Source organism: Sorangium sp. So ce176, from assembly GCF_051519835.1.
GTDB lineage: Bacteria > Myxococcota_A > Polyangia > Polyangiales > Polyangiaceae > Sorangium > Sorangium cellulosum_G.
Genome location: NZ_CP150371.1, coordinates 7115607 through 7127933, shown reverse-complemented (window position 1 = coordinate 7127933; position 12327 = coordinate 7115607). Strand labels below are relative to the sequence as shown.

Annotated in this window: 12 protein-coding genes and 1 pseudogene; 9 read left to right on the top strand and 4 right to left on the bottom strand. The window is 71.9% G+C overall.

Features of this window, described 5'->3' with window-relative positions:
* The first annotated feature begins 97 nt into the window (after positions 1 to 97).
* Both WMF42_RS26665 and WMF42_RS26660 read left to right on the top strand, forming a co-directional pair.
* On the top strand, positions 98 to 1642 hold the full coding sequence (locus WMF42_RS26665; protein WP_437685565.1) for a hypothetical protein: 1545 nt from the start codon (positions 98 to 100) through the stop codon (positions 1640 to 1642).
* 169 nt (positions 1643 to 1811) lie between these two features.
* Positions 1812 to 3866 (top strand): dipeptidyl-peptidase 3 family protein, encoded by a 2055-nt coding sequence (locus WMF42_RS26660; protein WP_437685563.1) that lies wholly within the window; start codon positions 1812 to 1814, stop codon positions 3864 to 3866.
* Between the two features lie 81 nt (positions 3867 to 3947).
* On the opposite strand, the gene WMF42_RS26655 is transcribed toward WMF42_RS26660, so the two are convergent.
* Positions 3948 to 4859 (bottom strand): phosphotransferase family protein, encoded by a 912-nt coding sequence (locus WMF42_RS26655; RefSeq protein ID WP_437685561.1) that lies wholly within the window; start codon positions 4857 to 4859, stop codon positions 3948 to 3950.
* 372 nt (positions 4860 to 5231) lie between these two features.
* On the opposite strand from WMF42_RS26655, the gene WMF42_RS26650 reads away from it, so the two are divergent.
* Complete coding sequence (locus tag WMF42_RS26650) at positions 5232 to 5672, top strand: hypothetical protein (RefSeq protein ID WP_061612597.1); 441 nt, start codon at positions 5232 to 5234, stop codon at positions 5670 to 5672.
* Between the two features lie 36 nt (positions 5673 to 5708).
* On the top strand, positions 5709 to 6320 hold the full coding sequence (locus WMF42_RS26645; RefSeq protein ID WP_437685559.1) for an antibiotic biosynthesis monooxygenase family protein: 612 nt from the start codon (positions 5709 to 5711) through the stop codon (positions 6318 to 6320).
* Positions 6321 to 6344: 24 nt separating this feature from the next.
* Here WMF42_RS26645 and WMF42_RS26640 read toward each other — a convergent pair whose 3' ends face one another.
* A complete protein-coding gene (locus WMF42_RS26640) occupies positions 6345 to 6971 on the bottom strand; it encodes a TetR/AcrR family transcriptional regulator (protein WP_437685557.1) in 627 nt (208 codons plus the stop codon).
* A 58-nt stretch (positions 6972 to 7029) separates the two neighbouring features.
* Here WMF42_RS26640 and WMF42_RS26635 point away from each other — a divergent pair.
* The 4 genes and pseudogenes from WMF42_RS26635 to WMF42_RS26620 all read left to right on the top strand — a co-directional run.
* Positions 7030 to 7134 (top strand): annotated as a pseudogene (locus WMF42_RS26635) (twin-arginine translocation signal domain-containing protein); the annotation flags it as partial.
* Between the two features lie 63 nt (positions 7135 to 7197).
* A complete protein-coding gene (locus tag WMF42_RS26630) occupies positions 7198 to 7779 on the top strand; it encodes a hypothetical protein (RefSeq protein ID WP_437694462.1) in 582 nt (193 codons plus the stop codon).
* On the top strand, positions 7776 to 8813 hold the full coding sequence (locus WMF42_RS26625; protein WP_061612590.1) for a DUF6268 family outer membrane beta-barrel protein: 1038 nt from the start codon (positions 7776 to 7778) through the stop codon (positions 8811 to 8813). The genes WMF42_RS26630 and WMF42_RS26625 overlap by 4 nt, the downstream gene beginning before the upstream one ends.
* A 188-nt stretch (positions 8814 to 9001) precedes the next feature.
* Entirely contained in the window at positions 9002 to 9634 is a 633-nt protein-coding gene (locus tag WMF42_RS26620; protein ID WP_061612591.1) for a MarC family protein, read from the top strand.
* A gap of 55 nt (positions 9635 to 9689) precedes the next feature.
* Here WMF42_RS26620 and WMF42_RS26615 read toward each other — a convergent pair whose 3' ends face one another.
* Positions 9690 to 10559 carry a PAS domain-containing protein gene (locus WMF42_RS26615; protein WP_061612592.1) on the bottom strand — a complete coding sequence of 290 codons (870 nt, stop codon included), beginning with the start codon at positions 10557 to 10559 and terminating at the stop codon, positions 9690 to 9692.
* 213 nt (positions 10560 to 10772) lie between these two features.
* Positions 10773 to 11729, bottom strand: coding sequence for a LysR substrate-binding domain-containing protein (locus WMF42_RS26610; RefSeq protein WP_437685554.1), 957 nt, complete (start codon positions 11727 to 11729; stop codon positions 10773 to 10775).
* An 86-nt stretch (positions 11730 to 11815) separates the two neighbouring features.
* Between WMF42_RS26610 and WMF42_RS26605 the strand changes: the two genes are divergently transcribed.
* Complete coding sequence (locus WMF42_RS26605; protein WP_061612594.1) at positions 11816 to 12142, top strand: SDR family oxidoreductase; 327 nt, start codon at positions 11816 to 11818, stop codon at positions 12140 to 12142.
* The last annotated feature ends 185 nt before the right edge of the window (positions 12143 to 12327 follow it).

Genomic DNA, 12327 nt, shown 5'->3' with positions numbered 1-12327 from the left:
CTCCCGCGCGGCGGGGCGTAAAACAGTAATAAAATCAATGCCTTACGGCGCTCATGGGGGCATCCCCGGCGCCATTGAACACCCAGGGGCTTCGAACATGAACCAATCGCAGGTTGCGAACCTATTCGGTGCGTCGATTTTCCTCGTGGCCGCGGCCGCGCACGCCCAGGCCCCCGCGCCCGCCGGCGGGCAGGTGCCGCCCGCCGCGGCGCCGCCGCCGGCCGCCGCTGCGCCGGCCGAGCCGGCGGCGGCGCCCGCCCCGGCCGACGCCGGCATGACGCAGCTCCCGACGGGCACGCAGGCGCCGGCCACGCCGCCGCCGCCCCCGGGCGCCCCGCTCGCGGCGGCCGCTGCGCCGCCGCCGGCTCCCCCCGCCGAGGTGACGAAGCCCGCCGCTCCGGCCGCCGTCCCCGTGACCGCCAAGTGGAAGGCCACTGTGTACGGCATGGCGGAGTTCAACATCATGCACGACTCCACCCAGAGCTTCGGCGAGTCGGTGGGGGCCACGGTGATCCAGCGCGAGGACACCTACGCCGGCTCGCACGGCCGCACGCACTTCACGACGCGGAACTCCCGGTTCGGCATCAGGGCGAGCGCGCCCGAGTTCGCGGGGATGAAGACGACAGCCAACCTGGAGCTCGACTTCTTCGGCAACCAGCCGCCCACCGTCTCCGAGGCGTCGCTCGTCAGCAGCGGCACCTTCCGCCTGCGTCAGGCCAACATCAAGGTGGAGTCGGACTACGTCGATCTGATGATCGGCCAGTTCTATCACCTGTTCGGGTGGCAGCCGTTCTTCTTCCCGGCCACCGCGTCGTTCTTCCCGGTGATGAACCAGGTCTTCGGTCGGATGCCGCAGCTCCGCGTCGGCCACACCTTCAAGACGGATCCCGTCAACCTCGAGATCGCCGCGGCCGCCGTCAAGCCGCCGCAGCGCGACGCCGAGGTGCCGGATGTCCAGGCGGCTTTGCGCTTCGGCTTCAACGACTGGAAGGGGATCCACACGCTCGGCGCCGCCGGCATGCTGATCGACCCGCTGACCATCGGCGTCTCGGGCATCTACCGCCACTTCCGGGTCCCCGAGTTCTCCGCCGCCCCTGTCGCGTCGAGGTCGACCGACGGCTACGGGATCTCGGTCGACGCGGTGGTGCCCATCATCCCGGTCACCGCGCTGGAGGAGCCTGGCAATGCGCTGACGCTGACAGGCTCGTTCTTCGCCGGCACGGGCATCGCGGACATCGTCGGCGTCGCGAGCAACGTGCCGAGCCCGCCGCTCCCCGACGGCGCGACCTACACGGCGGGCATCGACAACGGCCTCGTTGTCTACGACGCGAACGGCAACCTGAAGACCATCGGCTGGAAGGGGTTCGTTGTCGGGCTCCAGTACTACCTGCCCCCCTCGGGGCGCATCTCCATCTCCGGCAACTACACCCAGGGCTGGAACGACCGGGTGACGGAGGACAACGGCTACGGCGCCCTCCGCACCGCCTACAACGAGTCGCGCTACATCGACGGCAACGTGTTCATCGACGTCACGCCGGCCGTCCGTACCGGGCTCTCGTTCCAGTACTCGGAGCAGACCTTCGCCGACGGCGTGACCGCGACCAACGAGCGCCTCGAGCTCGCCATCTACTCCTTCTTCTGAGACGCAGCCGCGCGGGCGCCCAGCGCCGCCGTCCCCGGGGCGACCCGGGCGGGGCAGGGGGCCTCGCCGGGTGGCGCCCACGCGTCCGCCACATCCGTCCGCGACGGACCTCCAGCGCGGCCCGCCGCGGCCTTCTCGCCGACCGGCGCTTTGGCTACGGATCATCGCCATGCGCCGTCAACACCTCGTCGTCCCCCTCGCCCTGTGCGCTGCTCTCCAGTCTGCCTGCTCCGCGGCCCCGCCGTCCGCCGAGCCGCCCCCGTCCGCGGCCCCGGCCGCGAGCGCGGCGGCGGCGCCGGCGCCTGGCAGCGCGGCGGCGCCCGGCGGCGCGGCGCCCGGGCCCGGGAGCGCCGTCCAGGTGCTCGAGGAGGTCAGCGGCGTGACCGCGGCCTCGTACGCGCCCCGCGGCTTTGACAGGCTCACGGCCGGGCAGCGCGCGCTCGCCTACCACCTCGTGCAGGCGGCGCTCGCGGGCGATCCGCTGTACACGATGCAGACCTCCAGGTACGGGTGGCCGGCGACGGAGCTCGTGATCCGGCTCCTCGCGCAGAAGGAAAGGCTCGATCCCGCGCTGCGCGACAGGCTCTCGCTCTTCCGGAAGATGCTCTTTTTGCACCACGGGATCCACGACGCGCGCACGGGGCAGAAGCTCGTCCCGCCCTTCTCGCAGCAGGAGCTGGAGGGCGCGGCCAGGGCGCTGAACATCGCGGTGCCGAAGGACCTGCTCGCGGGGCTCTTCGACCCCAGGGTGGCGCCCGTCGTCACCAACAAGACCCCGGACAAGGGCAAGGACCCGATCCTCGAGTCCGCGGCCAACCATTACGAGGGGGTGAGCAGCAATGACCTCGAGAGCTTCAAGGAGAAGTACGAGCTCAACGGCCGTATCGTGAAGAAGGGCGGCAAGCTCGTCGAGGAGGTCTATCGGGCCGGCGGCGGCGGCGCGCCGCCCGGCGTGGGCGCGAAGGAGCTCGGCCGGGTGGTGAAGCACCTCGAAGACGCCCTCGCGCTCGCGCCGCCCGCGCAGCAGGTGCCGCTCAGGCACCTCATCGCGTACCTGAGGACGGGCGAGCCGGCCGAGTTCACCGAGCACGACGTCGCGTGGCTCAAGCAGGTCTTCCCTGTCGACTACATCCTCGGCTTCATCGAGACGTACGACGATGTCCGCGCGCGCAAGGGCAGCTTCGAGGGCCTCGTCTTCATCGCCGATCCGGAGCGCGACCCGCCGCTCCAGGCGCTCGCGAGGAGCGCGCAGTACTTCGAGCAGAAGATGCCCTGGGAGGCGAAGTGGCGGCGCGACGCCTTCCAGGTGCCCGCGGCCGCGGCCGTCATCGCCATCGCGGCCACGGGCGACGGCGGGCCGTTCACGTTCGGGGGCGTGAACCTGCCGAACGCCCAGCGGATCCGCGAGGACCACGGCTCGAAGAACTTCGTCGTCCTCTCCACGATGGACACCCGCGCGGCGCTCACCTCCGACAGGACCATCGACGAGTTCGCTCCGGAGGAGGTGCGCGCCGAGATCCGTCGCTGCGCGCCGCACCTGAGCTTCGCGGGGACGGCGTTCCACGAGGTCACCGGCCACGGCTCGGGCAAGGTGAACCCGGACCTCCGGGCCGATCCGGCGGAGCTCCTCGCCCCCTACTACGCGGCCCTCGAAGAGAGCCGCGCCGAGCGCGTCGCCGACTGGCTGACAGGCGATCCGAAGACGGTGGAGATAGGCCTCCTGCCGGACGCCGGCTGCGCGCGGGTGTTCCCGGCGTACGCGGCGATCATGCAGCTCACGATGCTCAAGTCGGTGCCCCAGGGCGACGTGGCCGAGGAGGATCACCTCCGGGCGGAGCTGATCGCCTTTGGCTGGGTCAAGGACAGGGGCGCCGTCGCCGTCGAGGTGCGCCAGGGCAAGACCTTCTTCGTGGTGAAGGACCCCGACGCCTGGCGCAAGGCCTCGGGCGAGCTGCTGGCGGAGCTCCACAGGATCAAGGCCACGGGCGACCGGGAGGCGCTCAAGGCGCTCGTGGAGAGGTACGGGAGCCGGATCAACCCGGCGTGGCGCGACGAGGTGGTGGCCCGCCTGAAGGCGCTGAACCTGCCGCGCACGATCGCCGTCATCCCGCCGAGGATCACGCCCATCCGCGACGCGGCCGGGAAGGTCGTTGACGCGAAGGCCGAGCAGACCACCTCGCTCGACGCCTACATCGCGGCGCTGGAGCAGGCCTGGGCCGGCTGAGCCCGGGACGCGCAGGCGCGCCCCGTCCGTCAGGCGAGCGGGGCGCGCGACGGGCGGCGCATCGCGCGAGGCCTGTCGTCCTCACGGAGGCGCCGCGGGCCCGAGCAGCACGCGCTGACACCACCGGTGCAGGCTCACATCGTCTCGCGCGAACGACCAGCGGGCGGCGAGCCATCGCTCCGCCGGCTCCAGCAGCGCGCCCAGGTGCTGCCCGTCCAGCCACTCCCGGGCGAGGCGCCGATCTCGGGCCGTGGCGGTCGGGGTGATGAACGGCGTCAGATAGCAGACGGCCGACAGCGGCTCGAGCCGGGCATCTCCCAGGACGCAGGGGCCGCCGAAATCGATGACGGCGCTCACCTCCTGGTCCTCGACGAGCACGTTGCCCGGGAAGAGATCCAGGTGCACGAAGCTCGGCCGGACCGGCTCGGGCAGCGCGGCCGCCAGCCGCGCCGGATCGACGCCCGCGAAGGCGCTCCCGGCGCAGGCGAGGCTCTTCCGCGCGCGCTGCTCGAGGTAGGAGCGGTGACAGCTCGCCCGGATCGGCTCCGCCTCGCACAGGTCGCCGTACCATGCGTGGTCCAGGCGCAGGGCGCAGAGGCGCGTCGAGGCGTCGAGGAAGCGCACGAGGAGATTGTCGCGCTCGGCCCCCGCCACCTCCCCGAGCACGTGCAGGAGCGGCCGCCCCGCGAGGCGCGGCTCGATCGTGAGGACGCGCCCGTGCGCCTCGGTGATCTCCAGGACGCGCGGGATCGAGAACGGCACAGCGCCCGCGCTCCGGTGGAGGTCGTCGAGCAGCTGGGCCCGTCGAGCGACCGTCTCCCGCGCGGCCCCGGGATGGTGGACGCGCGCGATCCTGTCCTCGCCGAGCGCAAAGACGCAGGCCTCACCGCCGATGCCGAGCAGCGCATCCTTGTCGATGCCGAGGTGGCTCATCACCTGGAGGAGCGGGGCGTCGTCCTCGATGCTCACGGCGTCGTTATCGACGCTGCCCACGATGGAAGACAATCCTTCTCCGCGCCTACGCGCCCGAATGGCCGTCGCACGCGTACGTGGTCGATGATGCGGCGCGTCGTGGCCGGCGGCGGTTCATCGCGCCGGCGGCGTTGTGGGAAAACGCGGAATCGAATGAACGATCCGCGGGCGTCCGGGAACGGAGGTCTGTTCGGTCGCGCAGCGGCGAGCCTGAGGAATCCGCTCATCTTGCAGCCCTTTTCAGCGGAGAAATTGAGCAGGGAGGCGGGAGGTAGGGAGTATTTGAAGATTTCCCTCCCTGCCCCCCTGTGAATTTTTCCGAAGGATTCGAGAGGATGCCTCAGGCGGCGAACCCATGACGGGAGGCCGCAGCGTGCCCGCAAGGAGTCCCAGATGACGCTCGTCCCCTCTGCCCGCGCGGCGCGGAGCGCTGCGCCGCGGTCCGTCCGGCGCCGGCTCGTCAAGCCGCTCCTCGGCCTCACGGCGTTCGCGGCGCTCTTCTTCGCGCTCGCGTGGCACCTCGACGCGCCTTCCTCGGCCGCGGGGCCCCTCGGCGCGATCGCCGCGAGCCCGATCGGCCAGCTCTCCCGCTCCGCCGCCGATCGCGCGCCCATCGCGGGGCGCGTCGAGGAGCGCCTCCCGGCGGGCTCGTACACCTATGTCGCTGTGCGCGCCGGCGAGGCGCTGACGTGGGCTGTCACGCTGGGAGACGCGCCGCCCGTCGGCACGCCGGTGCAGGTGCGGAGCATGGGCCGCCGGACGAACTTCCACTCACGCCGCCTCGAGCGGACGTTCCCCGAGCTCGTCTTCGGGATCGTCTCGCGCGCCGACTGAGCTCCCCGCAGCGCACCAACCGAAAGGACACTGATCATGACGACACGTACGTTGAATCCCGCGTTGACCGCCGCGATCGAGCGATCATCACGCGCGCTCGCCGCCGCCTTGCTCGCGGCGCTCGGGGTGACCCTGTCGGCGTGCGGCTCGGACTCCGGCGCGGCGACGCCCGAGCCCTCCGCCCCCGCGTGCACGGGCGGCGTGCTCGAGGCCGATCTGCAGGCGGCGCCGCTGAGCGGGCCCGGCGTGGATCCCGCCACCGGGAAGCTCCGGCCTGCCCCGGAGGGCTCGTCGTACACGGTCAGCTCGACCTACGGCATCCCGAGGCCGGGCGACGCCGTGATGGAGCGCTACGGGCAAACGTTCGGGGCGATCCAGGCGCAGCTCGCGTCGCAGCGCGGGCTCCTGGCGATCCAGCTCGCCCAGTCGACGTCGTGCGGCTCGGGGCGCACGCTGGCCGTCTGGGAGTCGACCGAGGCGATGTACGAGTTCGTCATGAGCCCGGCCCACCTGGCCGCCGTGGAAGCGGCGGACGAGCTGCTCGAGCCCAACTATGCGGTCACCCACTGGGCGACGACCCGGGACGACGAGATGACCCTCGAAGAAGGCGTCCGTCGCATCAAGGCGAGCGAAGCCCCGGCGCCATGAGCTGACGCAGCGGCTGTCGCGCCGTCACAGCGCCGGCGAGGTCCTGGCCGCCGGGGGCGCCAGGGCCTGCCGCGCCAGCTCTTCCACGTAGGCGAGGCGGTCGGCCGGCGAGCCGAGCGCGTTCAGCCCTCCGTAGAGCCCCGCGAAGAACGCCGGGAAGAACACAGCCGAGAGCGCGGCCACGACCCGATGCGCGGCCGCTCGCTCCTCGAGCCCTGGCACGGCCGCCTGGACGAGATCGCGCAGGCGCTCCATCACGGGCGCGAAGAGCGTGGGAAAAGGACCGCTGTAGTCGTCGGCGTGGAACGCGCCGTGGAGGTGCGCCCTGCCCACGTTCGGATAGCGCAGGCTGCCCTCGAGGTAGTAGCCGAGCAGCCCGCGGAGAGCCCCCAGGGGGTCGCCCGGCATCCGGGCGAGGAACTCCTCGCCGTCCGCCAGCATGTGCCGGATCGTTCCCTCGAGCGCCGCCGCGAGCAGCGCCTCCTTGGACCGGAAGTAGTAGTTCACCGCGGCGATGTTCACGTCGGCAGCGGCCGCGATCTTGCGCACCGTCACCTGCCCGATGCCGTGCTTCTCGATCTGGTCGATCGCGACGGCGACGAGCCGCTGCCGTGGATCCTCCGGGAGGTCGGGTCGGTCTCTGTCGTTCATACAATTGTTTGAAACGCACCTTGACGACCCGGCGAGCAGGCGTCAATAGTTGAAACATATGTTTAAATCATTTGTTTCAATCCGGGCTGGAGGTGCACCGATGATCGGTCGGCGGAGCTTTCTCACCCACACGGCCGTCGGGGGCGGCGCTGCCGCGCTCGGCTTCGCCTCGGGCCGCCGCGGGCTCGACCAGGAGGTCGCGTCCGCGCGGTTCCACGGCGACGACGTGCTCGGGCAGGGCCGGGCAGCGGGCGTCTGGCATCGCTACAAGTTCATCGGCCAGCCGGTGATGGACGCGCAGATCGTGTTCTGGCTCGGCCTCGCGTCGATGGGCCTGACCGACGTCGGCGAGGTGCTCGACACCGCGACGCGCGTCCGCCCGGGCGACGAGCGCTCGTGGTTCGAGCAGTGGCTGGCCACCGCGAAGCGCGTGCGCGGCTACGGGGAGGAGGCGGAGGCCCGCGGCCACACGCGGAGCGCCGCGTCGCATTTCCTCCGCGCGGGCGCGTACTACAGGGCCGGGCTGATGCGCTACGCGGACCGCGCCGATCCTCGCCGTGCGCGGGCCAGCGGCCTTCGACAGCGCCATCGACGCCGCGTCGGTCGTGCTGCCCGACGCCCGCTGGTACTTCGACGACGCGAGCTGGAAGCACGGCGTCTCGACGCCGCACGAGGTGATCGACGAGCTCCGCAAGTACGACAACAGCGACGGCGTCGCGAACATCCGCTGCGAGACGCTGATCATGGCAACCAGCTCCTCGCCCAGGCGCGGCTGTTCGACTGGCTCGACGAGCGGGTGGCGCGATGAGCCCGGCCGATCGTCCTGTCGCGCGCTCGCTTTCGGCGGGGCGAGGGGAGGGCGCCTCCCGCCGGAGCGCGCGGGCCTCGCGGCTCCTCGCCCTGGCGGCGTTCCTGTGGGTGCTCGCGCCCGGCGTGGCGCTGGCCCAGTTCCCCGACCTCGTCGACCTGAGCGCGCAGTACATGCCGGGCGTCGCGCTCGAGGACCCGCGCCCCACGCGGGCGCAGGTCACGTCGTACGAGGTGAGCGCCAATGTGCCGATCCCGCTCGGAGAAAGGACGTACCTGATCCCGGGGGCGACATACCATGTCGAGGCGGTCTCTTACGCCGAGGCGCTGCCCGGCTTCGACCAGCTCCGGGCGTTCCACTCCGTCGACGTCCCCTTGCTCTTCGTCCAGCTCCTCCCCCGCGACTGGTCGCTCTCGCTGCGCGTCGCGCCGGGGCTGGCGGGCGACTTCGAGGGCTTCGACGGCGGGCTCGCCCGCGTCAGCGGGCTCGCGCTGGCGACCCACACGCTCTCGGAGAAGCTCGTCCTCGGGGGTGGCGCGCTCGCGTCGTTCAGCTTCGGCTCGTTCCTCCCGCTGCCAGCCGCTTACGTCGACTGGACGCCGAACCCGTACTTCCGCCTCGAGGCCTTCCTCCCGGGCTTCGCGACGGCGAAGCTCACGTTCTCGGATCGCCTCGAGATCGGCCTGCGCGCGGACGTGGCGGGGAACGCCTACGCGGTGCGCGACGCGCGCGTCGCGGGCGCGTGGCCCTGCGCCGCCCGGCCGGCCGACGACCCCGCGACCGAGCCGGATGAGCGGGTGGCGCGGCCCGAGCAGTGCGTCGACCACATCGCGTACTCGGTCGCGACAGCGGGCGTCACGCTCGGCGTGCGCGCCTTCTCCTCGGTGTGGCTGACCGCCCAGGCCGGTCACAGCCTTTTCCGTCGCTTCGAGCCGATGAACGACGACGACGAGGGCATCCCCGGAGGCGGGCAGAGCATCCCGAACACGTTCTTCTTCCGCGCCGGCGCGACGTGGCGGATCCCGAAGACCTGAAGCGGTCGTGGCACGAGGGCGCGGGGCTGGAGCGGCCGGGCGGCGCGTGCGTGCACGACGGTCCCCCGGGCCCCGCGCGCCCCGGGGCGGCGCGCGGCCGGCGCGGGCGCTGACACCGGGGGCCCGACGGGTGCTACTGGATCGGCCGTGCGCTTCCTCGATCCGTACGCGAGCGGTCGCCCTCCGTCATGACCGGGTACGTCTCTCTGTTCCTGATGTCGCTGTCGGCGGTCTTCTTCGTCGTGGACCCGATCGGCATCGTGCCGCTGTTCCTGTCGATGACCGCCGGCGATCCGCCGGAGAAGGTGCGGAGCACGGCGCGGCGGGCGTGCGCGGTCGCCGGCGGGCTGATGCTGTTCTTCGCCCTCTTCGGCGGCGTCATCTTCAAGGTCTTCGGCGTCTCGCTGGGCGCGTTCCGCGTCGCGGGCGGCATCCTGCTGCTGATCACGGCGCTGGACATGCTGCGCGCCCGCGCGTCCGCGACGCGCACCACCCCGTCCGAGGAGCAGGAGGGCATCACCAAGGAGGACGTGGCGCTTGTGCCGCTGGCCATGCCGCTCCTGGCCGGGCCGGGCGCCATCGCCACCGTGATGGTGCTCATGGCGCGCGGGGGCGACGACCCCGTCGCGATGGCGCTGGTGCTCGCCAGCGTGGCCATCACCTTCGTCGCCTCCTACTTCGTGCTGCGCGGCGCGGGGCTCCTGCAGCGGGTGCTCAAGGCGTCCGGCGTGGCCGTGCTCGAGCGGGTCATGGGCCTGATCCTGGCCGCCATCGCGGTGCAGTTCATCGCCGACGGCGTGAAGGCGCTCTGGGGCGGGTGACGCGGTCTTCGTGGCGCCGCGCCGCGCGGCGCAGCGCGGCCGCCCCCGCCCGGGGTCAGCGGGCGAGCGCGCCGACCCCGCGCCGCGCGCCGAGGCGGCTCATCGCGTAGGCGAGCCCGCTCTGGAGCGTGCCCTGCGTGGTGATGCGGTTGAAGTCGACCTCGAGCCCCACCAGCGTCCTCGCGATCTCCGGGCCGATGCCCACCATCACGCTCCGGCAGCCGAGCAGCTCCGCGGCCTGCACCGCGCGCACCAGGTGGCGCGCCACGGCGGCGTCGATCCCCGGCACGCCGGTGATGTCGAGGATCACGAACTCCGCGCCTCGCTGCCCGATGGCCTGGAGCAGGCTCTCCAGCGCCAGGGCCGCGCGCCTGTCGTTGATCTCCCCGACCAGCGGCATGAGCAGGATCCCCTGCCAGACCTGGATGACGGGCATCGCCACGCGATCGAGCAGCGCCGCCTGCGCGTCGATGATCGCGCGCTGCTCCCGGTTCTCCGCCGCGATCCGCTCGGCCTCCATGTGCCGCCGCTTCAGATCGGTGATGTCCGTGATGAGCCCGCAGAGGCCGACCACCTCGCCCTGCGCGTTCTTCATCGGGAACTTCCGGGTCCAGATCGTGCGTGTCACCCCGTCCGAGCCCGTGGCGGCCTCCTCGTTGTCGGTCGGCTCACCGGAGTTGAAGACGATATCGTCGTAGCTCCAGAAGATGTCGGCCTGTTCCCTGGGCCAGTAATCCGGATCACTGCGGCCGATCAGGTCCTCGTAGCGCTGCCCGATCAACCGGCAGAAACCCGGGTTGCAAGCGATCCAGCGGTGTTGCCGATCCTTGACGAAGACGGGATCCGGGATGGTGTCGAGGACGAGCTGGAGGAGCTCGAACGTCTTCCAGTCCGCGACGTCGATGCAAGGGAGCGAGAACACCATGCGGTCAAGCCAGTCTCCCCCCGGCCCTACTTCTTTTATCAACCATCGTGGATGAGTCCGCAAGGCCAGAGATGGACGGATTCACAGCCCCCGGAGACAGGCGATGTGGTGGCGCACTGCATGATGTCTTGAACGTAGTGGGACTTTCTGGTGGCAATCACAATTTGCGCGACCACTTGACGGAGAGACGCGCGCGCGTGCTCCGAGAGGGGCTCACGTGGAGGGCGGCGCGCTGCGGCGGCGCGCCGGGCGCTCCAGCGCCTTCGCCACGCGCGTCACCAGGTCGCGCACGAAGCGGATGGCCTCGTCGTCCTCGACAGCGCTCCGCCAGAGCAGCTCCAGCGGCGCGCCCGGCGGGGAGACCGGCAGCGGCGCGGCGCGGAGGCGCGGGCGCAGCGACGTGATCTCGCGCGCGACGATCCGGGGCACCGTGGCGAGCAGGGCGCTGCCCTCCACGACGGCGCCGACGCTGTGGAAGCTCGGCACCGACACCCGCGCCCGCCGCTGCACGCCGAGGCTGTCCTCCATGACGCCGCGCAGATCGCCGTTGTACGAGACGATGACGTGCTCGTGCGCGAGGTAGCGCGCCAGCGTCAGCGGCTTGCCCACCCGGGCGTGGCGCGGATCGAACAGGCACACGAAGCTCCCCATGAACAGCGCGCGCCGCCGCGCGCCGGCCGGCAGGTCGCCCGCCACGGTCACCGCGAGGTCCACCGCCGAGGAGCCCAGCGCGTCGGCGACGGTGCGGAACTGCACCGGGATCACGACGAGCCGCAGGCGCGGCGCCTCCTCGGCGAGCGCGCGGAGGAGCGACGGGAGGAGCCACGCCTCGGTCGCGTCGGAGAGGCCGAGCCGCACCGTGCGCTCGCTCGTCGCCGCGTCGAAAGCCGCCGGGGAGAGCGCGGCCTCGACGAGCGCCTCGAGGTGCGGCCGCGCCGACGCGAGCAGCCGCTGCCCGCGCGCGGTCAGCGCGAGGCCGCGCCCCGCGCGGACGAAGAGCGGCGCTCCCACCGCCGACGCGAGCCGCCGGAGCGCCGCGCTCACCGCGGGCTGGGTGAGGTAGAGGCGGCGCGCCGCCGCCGTGACGCTGCCCGCCTCGGCCACGATCACGAAGAGCCGGAGGAGGTTGAGGTCGAGGCTCGTATCATAATTCCCATTCATGATTTGCATACATTCTATTCACTCGACTTCAGTGTTGAGCGCCTTAATCTCCGGGGCGCGCGGGGCGAGGGGCTCACAGGGGAAGGAACGTGCAGATGCGAATACTGATCACCGGGGCGACGGGGTATATCGGGTCACGGGTCGCGCGGCGGCTCCACGCGAAGGGGCACGCCGTCATCGCGGCGGTGCGCGACGAGGCGAGCGCGGGGCGCCTGCGCGACATGGATGTGCCGGCGGAGCCGCTCCGCGCGTCGCTCGACGACGTGGACGTCCTCTCCGAGGCGGCGCTGTCGGCGGACCTGCTCGCGCTCGACAACCGGATGTCGAACGAGCGCGCGCGCAATGAGCTTGGCTGGCAGCCCTACCGGACCACGAACACGCTGGAAGACGACATCCCGCTCCTCGCGGCGCGCCTCGCCTGAATCCCGAGAACGCGAGCGCGAGAGCGGAGCGCGGTGCGACACGAGCCCACGTGAGCCCTCGGCGTGCGCGAGCGGCGAGCGGCGTGCGGCGTGCGGCGACGAGCGTCACGGCGCGGGGAGAACGCGGCGTCTGCAGGTGATTCCGCTCGCGAGGTGACGGCGCGGGGCGGTACGCTGTCGGGTTT